Annotated in this window: 17 protein-coding genes; 12 read left to right on the top strand and 5 right to left on the bottom strand. The window is 34.0% G+C overall.

Features of this window, described 5'->3' with window-relative positions; genetic code table 11:
* Nucleotides 1-47: 47 nt before the first annotated feature.
* The 3 genes from PL77_RS30400 to folP all read right to left on the bottom strand — a co-directional run bounded on the left by PL77_RS30400 (nucleotide 48) and on the right by folP (nucleotide 3,219).
* Nucleotides 48-929, bottom strand: a complete 882-nt coding sequence (locus tag PL77_RS30400) for a leucine-rich repeat domain-containing protein (RefSeq protein WP_052444295.1) — start codon at nucleotides 927-929, stop codon at nucleotides 48-50.
* Between the two features lie 413 nt (nucleotides 930-1,342).
* Complete coding sequence (cdaA, locus tag PL77_RS10065) at nucleotides 1,343-2,164, bottom strand: diadenylate cyclase CdaA (protein WP_044204367.1); 822 nt, start codon at nucleotides 2,162-2,164, stop codon at nucleotides 1,343-1,345.
* A 206-nt stretch (nucleotides 2,165-2,370) separates the two neighbouring features.
* Entirely contained in the window at nucleotides 2,371-3,219 is an 849-nt protein-coding gene (gene folP / locus PL77_RS10060) for a dihydropteroate synthase (RefSeq protein ID WP_044204365.1), read from the bottom strand.
* Between the two features lie 79 nt (nucleotides 3,220-3,298).
* Between folP and PL77_RS10055 the strand changes: the two genes are divergently transcribed.
* The 4 genes from PL77_RS10055 to PL77_RS10040 are packed head-to-tail and all read left to right on the top strand — an operon-like array spanning nucleotide 3,299 to nucleotide 6,638.
* A complete protein-coding gene (locus PL77_RS10055) occupies nucleotides 3,299-3,853 on the top strand; it encodes a DUF1599 domain-containing protein (protein ID WP_044204362.1) in 555 nt (184 codons plus the stop codon).
* A 49-nt stretch (nucleotides 3,854-3,902) separates the two neighbouring features.
* On the top strand, nucleotides 3,903-5,057 hold the full coding sequence (locus PL77_RS10050; protein ID WP_044204360.1) for a BT_3928 family protein: 1,155 nt from the start codon (nucleotides 3,903-3,905) through the stop codon (nucleotides 5,055-5,057).
* Between the two features lie 9 nt (nucleotides 5,058-5,066).
* On the top strand, nucleotides 5,067-6,122 hold the full coding sequence (locus PL77_RS10045) for an ABC transporter permease (RefSeq protein ID WP_044204357.1): 1,056 nt from the start codon (nucleotides 5,067-5,069) through the stop codon (nucleotides 6,120-6,122).
* Nucleotides 6,123-6,128: 6 nt separating this feature from the next.
* Nucleotides 6,129-6,638: a shikimate kinase gene (locus PL77_RS10040; protein WP_052444294.1), complete on the top strand. Its 510-nt coding sequence runs from the start codon at nucleotides 6,129-6,131 to the stop codon at nucleotides 6,636-6,638.
* 61 nt (nucleotides 6,639-6,699) lie between these two features.
* Here the strand turns inward: PL77_RS10040 and PL77_RS10035 are convergent, their stop codons facing one another.
* Nucleotides 6,700-7,530, bottom strand: coding sequence for a DUF3108 domain-containing protein (locus tag PL77_RS10035; RefSeq protein ID WP_052444293.1), 831 nt, complete (start codon nucleotides 7,528-7,530; stop codon nucleotides 6,700-6,702).
* Between the two features lie 148 nt (nucleotides 7,531-7,678).
* On the opposite strand from PL77_RS10035, the gene PL77_RS10030 reads away from it, so the two are divergent.
* The 7 genes from PL77_RS10030 to PL77_RS10000 all read left to right on the top strand — a co-directional run bounded on the left by PL77_RS10030 (nucleotide 7,679) and on the right by PL77_RS10000 (nucleotide 12,734).
* A complete protein-coding gene (locus PL77_RS10030; protein WP_044204355.1) occupies nucleotides 7,679-8,458 on the top strand; it encodes a TatD family hydrolase in 780 nt (259 codons plus the stop codon).
* Between the two features lie 4 nt (nucleotides 8,459-8,462).
* Nucleotides 8,463-9,542, top strand: coding sequence for an asparaginase (locus PL77_RS10025; protein ID WP_044204352.1), 1,080 nt, complete (start codon nucleotides 8,463-8,465; stop codon nucleotides 9,540-9,542).
* Nucleotides 9,543-9,799: 257 nt separating this feature from the next.
* Nucleotides 9,800-10,633 carry a MotA/TolQ/ExbB proton channel family protein gene (locus tag PL77_RS10020; protein WP_044204349.1) on the top strand — a complete coding sequence of 278 codons (834 nt, stop codon included), beginning with the start codon at nucleotides 9,800-9,802 and terminating at the stop codon, nucleotides 10,631-10,633.
* Nucleotides 10,634-10,692: 59 nt separating this feature from the next.
* On the top strand, nucleotides 10,693-11,040 hold the full coding sequence (locus PL77_RS10015) for a hypothetical protein (RefSeq protein ID WP_044204346.1): 348 nt from the start codon (nucleotides 10,693-10,695) through the stop codon (nucleotides 11,038-11,040).
* Between the two features lie 2 nt (nucleotides 11,041-11,042).
* Nucleotides 11,043-11,591 carry a biopolymer transporter ExbD gene (locus PL77_RS10010; RefSeq protein ID WP_044204344.1) on the top strand — a complete coding sequence of 183 codons (549 nt, stop codon included), beginning with the start codon at nucleotides 11,043-11,045 and terminating at the stop codon, nucleotides 11,589-11,591.
* 55 nt (nucleotides 11,592-11,646) lie between these two features.
* Nucleotides 11,647-12,108, top strand: coding sequence for a biopolymer transporter ExbD (locus PL77_RS10005; RefSeq protein WP_044204341.1), 462 nt, complete (start codon nucleotides 11,647-11,649; stop codon nucleotides 12,106-12,108).
* Between the two features lie 164 nt (nucleotides 12,109-12,272).
* Complete coding sequence (locus tag PL77_RS10000) at nucleotides 12,273-12,734, top strand: hypothetical protein (RefSeq protein WP_044204338.1); 462 nt, start codon at nucleotides 12,273-12,275, stop codon at nucleotides 12,732-12,734.
* Between the two features lie 63 nt (nucleotides 12,735-12,797).
* Here PL77_RS10000 and pulA read toward each other — a convergent pair whose 3' ends face one another.
* Complete coding sequence (gene pulA, locus PL77_RS09995) at nucleotides 12,798-14,777, bottom strand: type I pullulanase (RefSeq protein ID WP_044204335.1); 1,980 nt, start codon at nucleotides 14,775-14,777, stop codon at nucleotides 12,798-12,800.
* A 474-nt stretch (nucleotides 14,778-15,251) separates the two neighbouring features.
* Here pulA and PL77_RS09990 point away from each other — a divergent pair, with 474 nt between their 5' ends.
* Nucleotides 15,252-18,212, top strand: coding sequence for an SBBP repeat-containing protein (locus PL77_RS09990; RefSeq protein WP_172665829.1), 2,961 nt, complete (start codon nucleotides 15,252-15,254; stop codon nucleotides 18,210-18,212).
* The last annotated feature ends 30 nt before the right edge of the window (nucleotides 18,213-18,242 follow it).

Here is an 18,242-nt window from a genome sequence, read left to right as displayed (position 1 = left end):
TGATGAGTTATGAGACAGCCTCTTTTTTAATGATAAGCTCGTACAGTTTATTGCACATCAAAAATAATTTCTGTATTCGGTAAATCAGTATGTAACCTTTTAATTTCTGACTTAGCAATTGGATTCCCAGAAAGTACTAAGGTTTCCAAGTTTTCTAATTCAGAAATACTTTTAGGAAGCTTCTCAATTTTATTCAATGAAAGATCTAAAAGCTTTAAGGACTTCATCGCACCTAAATCTTTAGGTAAAGCGGTTAGTTGATTACCTCGCAGATTTAATAATGCCATAGCTTCTAATGCTGTAATTTCATTTGGCATATTCTTGATGTCATTATTACTAAGGTTTAATTCATACAGATACTTCAATTTCGATAAATCAGAAGACATATAAGAAATGTTATTGTCACCCAAATCTAAAGCGATAATGTAAGGGCATGAATTATAAAGAGTACCAAGGTCTTGTATATTATTATTGGAAGCATTAAGTGACACCAAATTGCTAAACTCACTAAACTGATTCGAAATGAGATCAATATTTTGTGAGGAAATATCTATACAAAAAGCTTTTTCAGGCATTAAAGAGGCGGATTTTAATAGGAAGCACTCTGACCTTCCTAATTCGTAAAGCTTTTCAACGGCTGGTGTATATCCGTATTTCATAGCATCTATAAAATCAAGACAGAAATCGGAATTGTGGAAGCCTTCTTTGACTCCAAATAAGTTTTTACTGACAGCTCTATGGTAATAAGCTTCTGCTAAATCATTTTGAATGCTAATGGCCATTGTAAAGTTACTAATGGCTTGTAAGTAGTCTTCTTTTGCTATACTATTAAGTCCTTTGTTAAGGAAAGTATTAGGGTCGTTGTTGAAGGTGAAAGAGAAGAGTCCTAGTAAAGCAAAAATGAGCAATGTTTTCTTTGATGTATTCATATTATATAAAAAGTAAAATAGGTTTACACTTTCTTAACGTTAATTTGAAAAAGAAAGTTTTATTTATTAAAAAATTGATTATGTGTTTGTTATGTATCAATATAAAGGTAGTAAACAATGAGTTCTCTTTTTACTTTTTTTGATCACAAAACCAATTTGATGTAGGAATAGTGTGACTATTTCCATTTTTTAGAGGTAGTAACCTTAAGACTGAAGAAGTTAATTGTAGTTAAAATACTGACCCGAAAATCATATTTATTACTTGATTTGTACAACGAAAAAAGCCTTTAATGTTGCTCTGGTTAAATATTTAAAAGGCAAAAATTAAAAATAATGACGATAAGTAATGTAAAATAATTTCGTTTAAGTACTTCAATTCATTTCGTCTTAATACTAACTTGTTTGTATAAGAGTTAAGCTGTTTTTTGAGCTTGCTCTTCTTGACCATCGTTCATATAAGTACGAATTTTGGTTCTCAATTCCATTGCGGATAAGTTGTGGTCAATTTTACCACTTTTAATAAATGACATTTGTCCAGTTTCTTCAGATACAATCAATACAATTGCATTTGTGTCTTCTGTCATTCCTATTCCTGCTCTGTGTCTTAATCCCATTGTAGCTGGTATATTGGGGTTTTCAGAAACAGGTAAAATGCATCTTGCTGCTTGAATCCTATTATTGTAAATCAGGCAAGCACCGTCATGCATAGGGGAGTTTTTGAAAAAAATAGAAAGAATAAGTCTTTTTGAAATCTTAGCGTCAACATAATCTCCTGTATCAGCATAAAATTGTAAATCACTATCTTTTGAAATAACAATTAAAGCTCCCGTATTTGTTCCTGACATATCCTTCATGGCATCTATGATAGCCAAAATGTCAAGGTTGATTTCTTCTTGTTTTCCTTTTCCTCTAAACAATTGGAAAAGTGGAAAATTTTTGAAATCAGTAGATTTACCAATGATTAAAAGGAATTTACGAATTTCTTGTTGAAAAAGTATAATAGCGGCAATTACCCCTACATCTATAAACTGACTTAGAATTTCGGAAAGCAACTCCATGTCAGTGGCTTTCACGACTAAGTAAGTGAGATAAATTGATAACCCTCCAACAAAGATTTTTAAAGCAACACTCCCTTTAATGAGTTTGTATAAATGAAAAAGCAATACCGATACTAAAAGAATATCGAGTACATCAACAAAATTAATATCTAAAAAACCTACGGTAAATAAAAACATTTAACTATTATTCGAGATGTGAATTGCTTTGAGCATTTATAGATTTAAGTATTACTTCAAGAACTGAAAATAAAATTTAGTGAAGTAAGGTAGTTCCAAAAGTAAGTCGAATTCCAAATTTCTATATTACCCTCTTCTATAATAAGAAGAAAAATTTGTATTAAGAAGTAATTCCTACTTCTCAATACAAAAATAGAGTCTTTCTTTTAAAATGAAACGGTTTGCTGCATAAGTTTTACACATTCTACAGCTGGTTTTACATCGTGTACTCTCAAAATATTAGCTTTCTTACTTAATGCAATTGTATTTATAACAGTAGTGCCATTAAGTGCTTCTTGAGCAGTGATGTTTAATACCTTGTTAATCATTGATTTTCGTGATACTCCTACAAGTATAGGAAGCTGAAGCGATTGCAATAATTCCAAGTTGTTTAATAATTCATAATTCTGTTCCAACGTCTTCGCAAAACCAAAACCTGGATCAATAATTAAATCGTTATCTCCACTACTAATAAATTCAGCTTTCTTTTCTGAAAAATATTTGACTACCTCATGTGTCACCCCATTTGGGTAGTCCGTTAATTCACTCATAGTTTGAGGATTTCCTCTCATGTGCATCATGATATAAGGAACGCCTAACTGGTTGACAATATCATACATTTTATCATCCAAGCTTCCTCCTGAGATATCGTTAATAATATCTGCCCCTTTTAAAACGGCCTCTCTAGCCACTTCACTTCTAAAGGTGTCAATAGAAATGATAGTGTCGGGGTATTTTTCTTTAATTTTTTCTATAATTGGCAAAACCCTATTGAGTTCTTCTTGTACCTTAATGTGCTCTGCTCCAGGTCTAGAAGAATAACCTCCTATATCCAATATATTGGCACCATCAGCGAGCATTTGCTCCACCTGAATGAGGGCGTCATCTACATATATTTTTCTGCTGTTATTATAAAATGAATCAGGAGTGGCATTAATGATCCCCATTACTTTTGGAGTGTCGAACGCTAAGATTTTTTGCCTAATTTTGATGGAAAGATGCTGTGATTTTATCATTTAGTTTGAGGTTGTATAGGTTTACTCTAACTTTGTGCAAAGTTAGCTGAAAAAAGTCAGTTAAGAAAGTTAGATAAATATGACACAAGCGGAAAAAACAGAACAGGAATTCAAGGCGGTAATTGAAAAGTGTAGAACTTTATTTGAGAAGAAAACAGTAGATTATGGTACTGCTTGGAGGATTTTGAGATTACCTTCTATTACAGACCAAATATATATAAAGGCGATGAGAATTCGCTCAATTCAAGAAAAAGGAGAGCAAAAAATTGATGAGGACATTTTAGGCGAGTTTATTGCTATTATAAATTACTGTCTAATGGCCTTAACACAAATAGATTTACATAATGATGACCGAATGGAATTGTCTCCAGAAGAAGTAATGTCACATTATGATAAACACGCAACCAATACAATGCATTTGATGTTCGATAAAAACCACGATTATGGTGAAGCTTGGAGAATGATGAGAGTCTCTAGCATTACAGATATCATCCTTATGAAATTATTGAGAGTGAAGCAGATCGAGGGAAATGATGGACAAACATTAGTGTCTGAAGGAGTAGACGCAAACTATCAGGATATGATTAATTATTCAATTTTCGCTTTAATATTATCCGATTTTGTAAATAAATAATTTTTTAAACAAAGAGTAACTAACAACATAACAATACACAAATAATTCTATGAAGAATTTATATAGATTTTTAGCAATAATCGTAGGGCTGGTATTTATTGCTTCGGGATTAGTAAAAGTAGATGACCCCACTGGAACAGCAATTAAGTTTGAAGAGTATTTTCATGTTTTTGCAGATGATGTTTCTGGTACTATAGGTTTTCTTGAAACCTTTTTCTTATTCCTTGCAGATTGGTCTATGCCAATGTCTATATTATTTTCCTCTTTTGAATTGGTATTGGGCGTTGCATTAGTCATTGGATTTAAAGAAAAGTTCTCCATGAGAGCAACTTTAGCTTTATTGTTATTCTTTGGTTTATTAACTTTTTATTCAGCGTGGTTCAATAAAGTAACTGATTGTGGCTGTTTTGGTGATGCAATCAAGTTTACACCATGGGGAAGTTTCACAAAAGACCTTGTGCTTTTAGTTTTACTGCTAGGGGCAATGGCCTTTAAGCCTAAAAAGACCATCACTCAATATGGAATGTATGGTAGCGCTTACACTGTAAAGAAAGCAGCTCCTACTTGGAAGCCGATTATAATGATTATCGCTTCTTCGTTTGCATTAGGAACATGTTATTATGCATTAAATCATTTGCCTCCAGTGGATTTTCGTCCTTATAAAGTAGGTGCTAATATTCAGAAAATGATGTCTCCTGAAGTTCCATGTGAAAGTGTATACTATATGGAAAAAGATGGAGAAGAGAAGATGTTTACCAATTATCCTACAGATCCTTCATGGAAATTTGTAAGAATGGAAATAACAAATGAGGAAGAGTGTAAATCTTTAATTCCTGATTATTATATTTCGAATGCAGAAGGGGAAGATTTTACCGCCTTAACTACAAATGCAAAACGTTTGTTAGTGATTGTTCAAAATGTTTCTGAAATTGAAAAAGAAGAAGTAGAGTCAGTGAGACAGATGCTTAGATCAATGGAAGGAACTGTTGAAACGATGGTAATTACTAGTGATGCGAATAACTTTGAGCAGTTTATGCATGATTCCAAATGGAATGTACCTTTTTATTATGCAGATGCTACCGTTCTATTGGCGATGGTGAGAGCCAACCCAGGTATATTGCTTGTTGATAATGGAACAATACTAGGTAAATGGCACCATAACGATATCCCAAGTGAAGACGAAATTTCTCAACTCTTAAATTAATTATACGAAGTGCTACAGTTTATTATTAATCGATTTTTATATGGCCTCTTAGTAATATGGGGAGTGATCACCGTTGTGTTCATGCTTTTTCATGCATTACCAGGAGATCCTGTCGATTTAATGTCTGGACAGCACGCTGATTTAGAGACAAGGGAATTGATTCGTCATGAATTAGGTTTGGATGATCCTTTAGTAGTACAGTATGGAAGGTATATAGGGGATTTACTTCCTATTTCTATAGAAAAGAATACTCCTGAAGCACAAAAAAAATACGATTATTTGAGGTTAATTCCTCTAGGAAGTAGTGCTTTGGTATTAAAGTATCCCTATTTACGGAAGTCATTTCAGACCAACAAAAGAGTGGATGAGATATTAATAGAAAGTATACCAGGTACTTTTTGGTTATCACTTGCCGCAATTATTATTGCCACAACATTTGGGATCCTATTAGGAGTTACTGCTGCGGTAAACTTTGGTTCAAAAATAGATCACTTTATTGTAGGAGGATCAGTTGTATTTATTTCAATGCCTTCATTTGTTTTAGCCATTGTAATGGCTATTACGTTTGGTTATTATTTGGCTGATTTTACCCATCTCAATATGACAGGTTCCTTATGGATGAATGATCCATTAAGAGGACGAGTTCTACATTTAGAAAACTTAATATTACCAGCATTCACTTTAGCTACCCGCCCCTTAGCCATCATCATTCAGCTGACAAGAAGTTCAATGCTGGATATTATGTCACAAGATTATATCAGAACAGCGAAAGCAAAAGGAGCAGGTTTTTTAAGGGTTATTTTTATGCATACATTAAGGAATGCTTTGAATCCTGTAATTACAGCTGTTTCTGGATGGTTGGCTACAATGATGGCAGGAGCCTTTTTTATTGAATATATTTTTAAATGGAAAGGACTTGGTTTTAAAACAATACAAGCAGTAGAATATCTTGATCTACCCGTTGTGATGGGGTCAACTATATTGATAGCTTTTGGTTTTGTGGTGGTGAATATTTTTGTGGATATTCTTTATGCTGTTGTCGATCCAAAAGTAAGATTACACTAACAAATAATGCGAATTTATTTAATTGGAATGCCAGGTAGTGGAAAATCTACATTGGCTAAAGAGTTATCATCTTTACTATCACTTCCTTATTTTGATATGGATACAGAGATAGAAGAAAGAGAGAAGAAATCTATTCCTGAGATTTTTACCGAAAAAGGAGAAGATTACTTTAGAGAAGTAGAAAAAGAGGTGGTGAATACATTTTTTCCCGATAATGCAATTTTAGCAACAGGTGGAGGAGCTCCGTGTTTTTATGATAATATGGAAGTGATGTTGAAAAATGGAGTAACCGTATTTGTAGATGTTCATGAAGATGAATTAGTGGAAAGGGTATGGCAGCAACAAGGAACTCGACCTTTATTAGCTCAAAATGAAAAAGAAGCAGTTTATAATGCTATAAAAGAAAAAAGGGAAAACCGACTGCCTTTTTATTCTAAAGCGGAATTTGTAATTGAAGCAGGAACTAAATCACCTGCCGAGTTAGCTTTGGAAATTAAGAAGGTCTTGAAGAAATAAAAAATAAAAAGAGCATGTTTGATTCATCAAACATGCTCTTTTTATGATAAGCAAACCGTGTTTAAGATTTGGTTTTTTTCAATTTTTGCTTGAGCCCTTTATACCTCACAAGGTCAACATTGACAGCACCCACAATCAGTTCTGCTTGTATTTTTAACGGTATTCTATTGACATCTTTTGATACCCAAAACTTAATAGGGTGAGTACCTGAGAAAAGTTGATTTTCTGGCATTATTGGAGATAAAACATACGATTCTATTCTACCAAATTTAGTGTGACATTTTTCAACACCTAAATAGATAATATCAAAGTCGTACCCTTTATTTTCCCAAAAGGTATTCATGTTAATAGTGTCTCCCTTTGCGTATTGTTCATAATCTAGTGTTCTAAGCAAGTAATAGCCAGAAATGACATCAAAGGAACCTGGGGACATTTCATATTCTTCATTATGAATTTCAGGCTTGTCCTTCTTTTTCCATTCAACCTTTGCTTTACCATTCGCTTGGTCAAAATCTATTTTTTCTTCTAGAGTATATCCACCCTCAAGAATATCGCGATTGAACTGAACGGGTAATATAGTTTCAGGATCAAAGTAACTTTGCCATAGATCGCGGATTTTCATGCCCATTCCGAACATGCCTATACTTTTTCCATGTACATCTACTTTATAACAATTTTTACCATTTACATCGTGTAGTTTTTTATCCAAATGTACAACAGCTTGGCCTGCTTCAAACACCGAATAGCCTGCGATATACGTTAGTGTTTCACCTTGTTCGAAAGAAATGGATGTGTCTTTAGGAAGATCTTGTTGTGCTTTAAAGCCAAAAGCGGCTATTCCAAAAAATATACAAGAGCAAGTTATTATTATGTTTTTTTTATTCAGTCTCATAGAATTATATGAATTACTTAATAATTAATTTCAATATTAGTCATAATTATGGAAATAAGGTCAACCTATTAAAAAAATTCGATTTGTATTTTTTATAGATTTAAACCTAAGCTGTTATGTTTGTGCGAAATACCAAATAATTAAAATTATGATAGATACTCACGCACATATATACTCAGACAAATTTAGTGCAGATATTGACAAAATTTTAGGTGACGCTTTCAACGCAGGACTCAAACACATTTTAATGCCCAATATTGATCATACTTCAATAGAGGGGATGTTGGAACTAGAAGAAAAATACCCAGGCAAATGCCTTTCAATGATGGGGCTCCACCCTTGTCATGTTGACCAAAACTTCGAAAAAGAACTATACGTTGTAGAAGATTGGCTTTCTAAAAGAAAGTTTGTGGCAGTAGGCGAAATGGGATTGGACTTATATTGGGACAAAACTTACAAAGAACAACAAATTGAAGCATTCAAAATTCAAGCAGAATTAGCAAAGAAATATCAATTGCCATTAGTGATTCATGCAAGAGATGCTATGGCAGAAACATTGAATGTTTTAGAAGAAATTGCTTCAGATGAATTGTTTGGTGTTCTTCATTGCTTCACTGGAACTGTAGAAGATGTAAAAAGACTTGAAGCTGTCAATTTTAAAATTGGGGTTGGTGGTGTAGTGACTTTTAAAAACGGAGGGTTAGATAAAGTTATTCCACACATAGATTTATCTCAAATAGTATTAGAAACAGATAGTCCTTATTTAGCACCAAAACCTTTTAGAGGAAAACGAAACCAACCTTTATACACTACTTATGTTTGTGATAGAGTAGCCGATTTGACAGGGAAAAGCGGTCAAGAAATAGAAGAAATAACAGATAAGAATGCATATGATCTATTTAAAATAGATGAATATCTAAAGAAATGAAAAGATGAGAGAATACTATAAAACTGTAAACATTAATTCCACAGGCCCAAAAACTTCAGATACATCCATACTTATATTATATACAGGAGGAACAATTGGAATGGACAGACACCCCGTAAATGGGAGTTTAACGCCATTTGACTTTGAGAAAATAATTGATGCAGTACCTGAATTAAAAGGGTTCGACTTTGAATTAACGGTAATTTCCTTGGATCCATTAATTGATTCATCGGATATAACACCAGATCATTGGATTCAATTAGGGAATCTAATGGAGTATTTCTATGAAGATTTTGATGGTTTTGTGATTTTGCATGGCACCGATACAATGGCCTACACCGCCTCAGCATTGAGTTTCATGTTGGATGGAGTACATAAGCCAATTATTCTTACAGGTTCACAATTACCTATAGGAGAAAAGAGGACAGATGCTCGCGAAAACTTGATGTCAGCATTAGAAATGTGTTCTGCTCGTGATGCTAATGGTGAAATGTTGATACAAGAAGTTTGTATTTGTTTTAATAGTAAGCTTCTGAGAGGTAATAGAGCTAAAAAATCACAGAACTTTAATTTTACAGCCTTCAGATCTTATAATTATCCATCCTTAGCCGAGGCTGGGATTTTTATAGAATATAAAAAGGAAATGTTTTGGAAAGATCCAATTTCAGATCCTGTACGTTCTATGAAGAAGATCGATGCTAATGTAATTGTGTTAAAAATCTTCCCAGGAATGCCTAAAGATTTCATAATACAAATGCTAAAAAATCGAAAATTACAGGGTGTGGTGCTAGAAACCTATGGATCAGGTAATGTACCTACATCCGACTGGTTCATTGAGTTGCTTCAAGAAACGATCAAAAGAGGGGTGGTTGTCGTCAACATTTCTCAATGTACAGGAGGCATGGTAATGCAAGGGCACTATGCTACGAGCACTAAACTCAATGAGATAGGAGTTCTTTCAGGGAAGGATATGACCACAGAGGCAAGTGTTACAAAACTAATGTGTTTGTTAACAAAGTATAAAGACGTGAACAGGGTCAAAGAGCTTGTAGGCATACCGTTAAAGGGGGAATTGACTCAGTAAATTAACGAAATGTAACATTTATTAGGCTAATTAGTGTGATTTTGCCATTTATAAATGAATAATCAATTTGTTTATAATTATAATTATATATTTCTTTGCGAGTCAGTAGTCGTTAAAAACTATCAAAAAAAGTACTAATTCGAAAGATTAGTACTAAATTGCTCGACGATTACGGATGATAGTCAAAACAAATTTATTATTACAGTATCAGTTCTGTGATTTTAGTTTTTTAATCGCAATCTGAACGTTAGAGAGTTATGAAAAAAGTATTCGCGTTATTGATGTTTTTCTGTGCACTTACTTTAGGTATCGCACAGTCGTATGCGCAAGATGAAACAACAGAAGAAGTTGCTACTGAAGAAGTAGCAGCAGTTGAAGAGACATCTGCAGCAGTCGAAGAAGAAGTTACAGTTCAAGAAGTATCTTCTGATGAATTGGCACAAGTAGAAGAATTATCTTTCACTCAAGCAGTGAAACAAAAATTCATCGAAGGTGGTTGGGAATTTATGGGAGCTGTATTGCTTACATTAATCCTTGGTTTAGCAATCGCTATTGAGCGTGTTATCACGTTATCACTTTCAACTACAAACACTAAAAAGCTTTTAACGAAAATCGACGAAGCTTTACAATCAGGTGGTGCTGATGCAGCATTAGAAGTAGCTAAAGCTACAAGAGGTCCAGTTGCTTCAATCTTCACACAAGGTTTAATGAGAGCTTCTGAAGGTATTGACATGGTTGAGAAATCAGTTGTTTCTTACGGTTCAGTAGAAATGGGTAAATTAGAAAAAGGTTTACCATGGATCTCATTATTTATCGCTATGGCACCAATGTTAGGTTTCATGGGTACGGTAATCGGTATGATCGGTGCCTTCGATGCGATCGAGGCAGCAGGTGATATCTCTCCTTCACTAGTAGCAGGTGGTATTAAAGTAGCCCTTCTTACTACAGTAGCAGGTCTTATCGTTGGTGTAATCCTTCAAGTATTCTACAACTATTGTGTTTCAACAATCGACGGTATCGTATTAGAAATGGAAGAAGCTTCTGTATCTTTAATCGATATCTTGGTTAAGAACGAATTGACTGCTAAGTAGTAGTACCTATTTACAAATTGTAAATAGTAATTGTAGAATTAAAGAAATTACACATAGTTATGAACGGTGAAGCTATATTTACAGAATACTTGCTACCTTTCACTGGACTATTAATCATTATTGCATTAGTAGCTACAGTAATCGGCTTCTTGATGTCAATCATTACTGATCCTAAATCAGCGATCACAGTATTGATTACAATCGTAGGCTTGGTAGTATTATTCTTTATCGGTTATTCGGTAGCAGATAGCTCTGTGACAGCAAGAGAGTTAAATGAGTTCGGTGTGGATGAGCCATTATCACAAAAGATCGGTGGTATCCTCAACATGACTTATTACTTATTCATTATCGCAGGTGTTGCGGTAGTATTAGATGTTGTTCAAAGAGTAGTTAAATCTATTGGATAGTTATGTTAAAGAAGAAGAAAAAAGACGCACCAGAAATTAATGGTGGAGCAATGGCGGATATCGCCTTCCTATTGCTGATCTTCTTCTTGGTGGCAACAACAATTGCATCTGATAAAGGTGTAACAGTAATGTTACCTCCAAAAGCTGAAGACGTAGATGTTAAGGTGAAAACTCGTAACGTGTTTAACATTCTTGTTAACTCAAACGATGACATGTTAGCACAAGAAGAGATGGTAGACTTACCAAAACTTCGTACGATGGTTAAAGAATTTGTACTTAACAACGGTAAGGACAAAAACCAATCAGAGTCTCCAGCTAAGGCAATTATTTCATTGAAAACGGACCGTGGTACATCATATGAAATGTACATTGGCGTAATTGACGAGTTAAAACTTGCTTATGCTGAAATGCGTTCTCAGTATTTGAAAATGCCTTTAGAAGATTATCAAAATTTGGATAAGGAAAATCCAGATCAGAAGGAAAAGCTTGATAGAGCAAGAAAAGCAATCCCTTACAAAGTATCGGATGCTGAACCTTCTGAGATAAAATAATTGGTCTAACAAACGCCATCATTCGTGGTGGCGTTTATTTAAATACATTGACCTTATGGCAACGTTTAAGAAGAAAACAAAAACGAAGCAGGATATTCCTACTTCAGCCTTGCCAGATATCATTTTCATGCTTTTGTTCTTCTTCATGATTGCTACGACTTTCCGTGAGTCAGAGTTATTAGTGAAGAACTCATTGCCTCAAGCATCTGAGTTAACAAAGCTTGAAAAGAAATCATTAGTTTCTTATATCTATATTGGGGAACCAAGTGATACAAGAAAATTTGGCACAGAAGCACGTATTCAAGTGAACGATGTATTGATCGATCCAGAACAAATTGTTCAGCACGTGATTCAGGAAAAAGACAAATTAGGTGAGGATGGTGATAAAATCACTATGTCACTTAAAATTGATAGAGAAGCTAAAATGGGTATCATCTCTGACGTTCGTCAGAAACTAAGAGAGGCTAACGCATTGAAAGTGAACTATGCTGCTAACAAGAAATTACGTAATTTCTAAGATCACATAGCTATCAATGTTGAAGAGGTCAAGTCTTATAAAGGCTTGACCTTTTTGTTTTTATACTCTTCAAGTTTTAAGTAGTTAACCATTCTTTATAATGTGTTTTTAATAAAACAATAAGAGTTTATTACCCGTTTTTATTCTAAACTGATTAATCCGTTATGAAATATATTCTTTACTTCATTATCACTCTATTAGTCAGCTTTAATACAACTACATATAGTCAAGATAAGCTTCTAACCTTCCCTCATTTTGTGATTAAAAATCCTACATTGAATTTTGATCCAACCCTTGAATTGATGGCGTTGAGGTATGCTCATTTTATTGAAGTAGAAAATGAGCATATCCTATTCATGTCAAAGGATGAGAAATATAAAGAAGGTTATGATTTGAAATTACAATCTCAATCAATCAAAGATAATTGTAATAGAATGAGGTTTAATTTTTTGAGGGGGCCATTTAGATGGTTACAAATTGAATATAAGGCGGTGGATGAACAGCGATTTGAATGTACACTTCAGTTCTTTGATCTGAGTGGAGAAATAATTTATTCTGCACACACCGATCATCTAATATTCGATTCAAGTCCAACTGTTAAAAAAGAGAAGAATAGGGTGAAATAAAAATACCTGCAATGTTTACTTTGACACTGCAGGTATTTTTTTTATACTAAAAGTAGAGTTCTATTACTCTTGAATTAAAACTAATGCAGAGGTACCATCAATTTTTACAGAACTCATTGTTTTTATACCTTTTGTTGATGCTTTATTACCATCAACTAGTACTTTCCACTGACCATTTGGTAAAAACTTACTGATATTCTTTGCCGATTTATTAGCATTGAAAACGACAGCTATTGTTTTTGCACTATCATTGTTGGCATTATTTGAAATTGTATACCCAACAACTAGTGGGTCTTTGAAATCAATGAATTTTAGGTTTTTGGCAATCATCTCTGTGGATGTCATTCTAAATGCAGGATGTGCTTTTCTAACCTCAATAAGCCCTTGGTAATATTCAAAGATGTCTTTGTTTTCGAATTTCCAATCCCAATTGATTTTATTGATTGCATCAGGCTTATTATAAGAATTATGTTCTCCGCCTTTGGTTCTTAACATTTCAACACCAGAGTGGATAAAAGGAATACCTTGGGAAGTAAGAACTACAGCACTTGTAAGTTTATGCATTTTCTTGATTTCTTCTGGAGTTGCATTGGGTTGAGAAATACTCAGTTTATCGAACAAGGTATGATTGTCATGGCAAGAAACATAAGTTACAGTTTGCGATGGTGTTGGAGCCCAAGGTGCTTTTGAATAATTGATTTTGCTATAATCAATTTGAGGATGTTTTGTTGAAGCTACAATGCCAAACTTAATTGTCTCATGAAGTTCTTTATTTCCTTGAATAAAACCTATCTCATCATCATAGAATACACTTCCTTTTAAGCCATCACGAATATCATCGGAAAAGGCTGCAACTCCCTGCATTTTTGGAGTGTTTGCTTTAATAGCCTGCTCTTCGACAGGAAGTGGAGAAGCCGCAGCATTCCATCCTTCACCGTAAATTAAGATACTAGGGTCTACTTCAGTCTTTAACCTTTTGGCTAATATATTCATTGTCTCTATGTCATGAATACCCATAAGGTCAAAACGAAATCCATCTAAATGATATTCTTTGGCCCAATACAAAACAGACTCGACAATATACTTACGAGCCATGGCTCTTTCCGAAGCAGTTTCATTACCACAAGCTGAGGCATCAGAGTAACCACCCTTTTCATTTTGTCTATAATAGTATTGAGGTACTTCCAACGAGAAATTAGAATCGTCTCCCGAAAATGTGTGATTATACACAACATCTAAAACTACTCGAATTCCTTTTTTATGGAGAGCTTGTACCATTTGCTTGAATTCCTTAATTCTTACAGTCGCATCATAAGGATCTGTTGAATAAGACCCTTCTGGAACATTATAATTTTCAGGATCATATCCCCAATTGTATTGCCCTTCCTCTAGTTTTGTTTCATCTACACTGTGATAATCGAAAGATGGAAGCAGATGTACGTGAGTTACACCAAGTTCCTCAATATGATCTAGACCTGTTTTTAAACCTTTATCGCTTACTGTACCTGTTTCCGTTAAACCCAAAAACTTTCCTTTATTCTTGGCTCCTGAATTCTCGGCAATTGTAATGTCTCTTACGTGAATTTCATATAGAATTGCGTCTGTTAATTCTTTAAGTTCTGGACGTTTGTCATTTTCCCACCCTGCAGGGTTAGTATTTGCTAAATCAACTATTTGACCTCTTTTACCATTAACACCTACAGCTGTTGCATAAATACCTGGTGTTTCAGCTAGTGTTTTATCTCCAATTTGCACTTGGTAGGTATAATACTGACCGTATAAATCTTTATCAATTTTGAGAGTCCAAGTTCCTTTTTCTGTTGCCGTCATAGGAATATTCTCAATAGAGCTTCCTCCTAAACCACTTTCATAAAGTTGAACAGTGACTTTACTAGCTGTTGGTGACCAAAGCTTGAAGGTAGTAGCACTTTTTGAATATTTTACACCTAAATCTCCTTCATAATAAGGGTAGGCTTCAAAGTTGGAAACATCAAAATCATTATGGCCTTCTGGTGAAGTGGAAGAACACGATGAAAATAGCATACTTGATAGAATTATGGTCGAAAATAGTATGAATAACCCTTTCATTTAAAATGAATTTTCTTGTATTATAAAATTGAATTGACAATGGCTCTGTATTAAAGAAATACCTCTCTGTCAGTATATATAAGTTAACTAATATCAACCTATAAACTACTTTCAATTAGAACCTATCTTCAAAATGTCTAGGTTTTATGTAATAAACAATAAGTAAAATTAAACTGAGCAGTTGTTACCGGTTTCGAACAAGAATTATTTTTAAATTTTTATATGCTTTTATAGATAAAGTTGTTGATGAATGAGAAATAATTAAAAAATACCCCATTATGGGTATACTTTTTTAAATAAAGCAATGGTACTTTTCGGCGTCATTATTTTCTAAGATCATTCCATAAAAAGACTAAACCCAAAGCATGCTATACTTTTGATGGATATGATCTCATTGCTTTCTTTTTAAACTTAATGTTCAAAATTTATATGCTAAAAAAAACTACACTACTATTGCTATACCTATATTCTTTATCTCTGGTAGGCGTGGCACAAGACTTAACTAAGAAGTGGGCAAATCTGTTCCCTTCAGAAGCAAGTATAGTTGCTCAGTCAATGGATCCAGACGACAATTTGATCCTGCTTACACACTTTAATGATGGTATTACTTTTAATGCTAGTAATACAGCAAGTGGAAAGGGGATTGGAATCGTGAAATACGATAAAGAAGGAAACTTCCTTTGGTCTAAATTTTACGGGGACAGTACCACTTCATTATATGTTTCAGATATAGCTGCTGATACTTCAGGTAATATTTATTTGCTAGGAGATTATAAAAATACCGTTGATTTAGATCCGAGTTCAGAAACGGTAGAAGTAACTGCTGAAGGTGATTATAGAGATATTGCCTTGGTCAAATTAGATAGTACTGGTACACTTGTCTCACAAGTAACTTTTGGTGGTAAAGGTGCAGAGAAGGGTGAAAAACTATTTGTAGATATTTCTGGAAAAGTGGTGCTTACTGGTAGCTTTGATGGTCATATTCAGAGTGGATTAGACTTTAATCCTGATGAATCTGTAGTAGATTCTCTTCAATCTACGAACCCTCTTGGTGATGGAAGTGACCATTTTATTTTACGACTGAATGATGATTTGACTTATGATTGGGTTTACCAATTTAACAAGGAAAACGGTGGAATGTTTTCGGTTAATGATATTGCAACTGATAATCTAGGGGATGTTTTTGTTTGTGGAGATACAGACGAATGGTTTAGAACTACCTTTGTAGATTCTGATACTGTTGGCTATGTAATGAAGTTGAGTGGTCAAGGTGAATCAAAATGGAAGAAAAGACCCTTCTTTTATCATTCACCTAAGACAGGTGCTTTTAATTATTATACTGAAAGTATACAGTCTATTGATGTGAGCAAAACAGGAGATGTCTACCTTTCAGGTTATTATGAACTTGATACAATTTATATTCGTTTGGGTGTAGATACCATAAATGTAGATCAATTTTATGATAATGCGTCAAAGGAAATTTTTGTGTCAAAATTTCAAGGTTTTAATGGTGGACAAGCGTGGTTTAAAAGAATAGAAGCGAGTGGTGATAATTATGCTAACTCAATCTCAGTTAATCAAAATGGTAACCTTTATGTTTTTGGTGAAATTCATGGAAGTGTATCTATTGATAATGTAGACCTTGAACCTGGTGCTTTCATGATAGAAGTGGCAAGTGGAAGGGGTACAATATTAAAAAAGGAACAACTTGATGTGATTAGTATTGACTTTGCAAATGAGAGCAAACTTGATAATGGGTATTATTTGGCAGGACTTTTAAATACATCTTCTTCTATTCTAGGGTTGAATGGGACGGAAGCTGCAAATTATATCAGTAGTTTTCAGTTTGATTATTCATCGGACACTACTATTTGGAATGGAGATGCATGGTCAAATGGAAAGCCAACTATTGATAAACCAGCAATTATTGATGGAATTTATTATACAAGTACAGATGGTAATTTAATAGCTTCAAGTCTTGTAGTTACATCAAAAGCTCGATTAATTGTAGGTTCTCATTATTATTATTACTACGGAAACCGTAGCCTTGTAGAGGTTGATGGTGAAATTAAGAATAATGGGGTTATACAAGTAGGAAGTAATTCAGTTCTACTGCATGATTCTTATGAAGGGAAAGGAACTTTTTATCAACAGGTGTACCCTAGCTGGGGGGCAGGTTATAAATTTATTTCATCTCCAGTTCAAAACCATGTATTACTCCCTAGTTTATCATCAAGTTCTAGAAGCCTTTTTTATGATGTAGGGAGTTCTTTGGAATTGAAAGCTGATAACTGGAAACATGTTACGGATTCCACTTTAACCATGCAACAAGGGCAAGGCTTTGCAATTTGGAAAGGAGGTAATATATATTTTAGAGGTAAACCAAATAGTGGTGAGATAGTAGTACCATTAGAATATGTGAATGAAGATGGTAATAATTTAATAGGTAATCCATACCCGTCTCCAATCAGTGGTGAACAGCTTTTATTAGATAATCCAAAAATATCAGCACTTTACTTTTGGTTAGATGACTATACAGAGGGTGAGGATTACAGTAGTAATGATTATGTGACTTGGAATTTGTCAGGGGTAAATATTCGTGGTCATGATCTTTCATCTAGATTAAGGAATATATCAGTTGGACAAGGATTTTTTGTACAGGTAGATACAATAGATCAAGAGATTACTTTTTTAAATAGTCAACGTCAATCAATAACAGAGTCTTTATTGAGAAAGAGAAGCTTAAATGGTAGACTTTGGCTGAAGTTTGAAGGAGAACAAAAACAACGAGAGATTTTGATAGCATCAATGGATTGGGCTACTGAAGGATTTGATCAGGGTTGGGATGCATTGGATTTTAGCTCGAAGTCAAATAACTTTTTATTTGCAACGCTTGATAAAGAACTTCAACCTCTATCAATTCAGGCTCTTCCAACTAAAGAAGAATACTTGATACCTCTTTATCTAAGAAATTATGTGGGAGAAGGTGAAATTAACATTTCCGATATCGAAGGGTTTGATGATTATCAGGTAAAGTTACTTGATCATAAAAAAGGGACTACATGGATATTATCTCAAAATGGGTATAAGTTCGAAGCTGAAGAAGGAGAAGAAGAGCGTTTCTCATTGAGTATTGAACCTAAAAATAGCGAAGTATTGCGCCTCAAAAATACTCTTGAAGATGAAATAGTCATTGGATCTACAGATAATGGGGTAAATGTAATAAGTACGATTGCTGCCAGCTTAACGATCTTCAACACTTCTGGTCAGGTTATCGATGTATTAGAGGTTCCTCAGGGAGAACTATTCATTCCTACTGAAAAGGGTGAAATATTATTATTTCAGTTCAATACAGATAAAGCATCTTTTACAAAAAAGGTGATAAGATAATTGCTATTCAAATTTAAATTCAGAAGAAGA

This window comes from Flammeovirga sp. OC4 (assembly GCF_000812565.1).
In the GTDB taxonomy this organism is placed as follows: Bacteria; Bacteroidota; Bacteroidia; order Cytophagales; family Flammeovirgaceae; genus Flammeovirga.
This window is presented reverse-complemented; position numbering and strand designations above follow the sequence as displayed.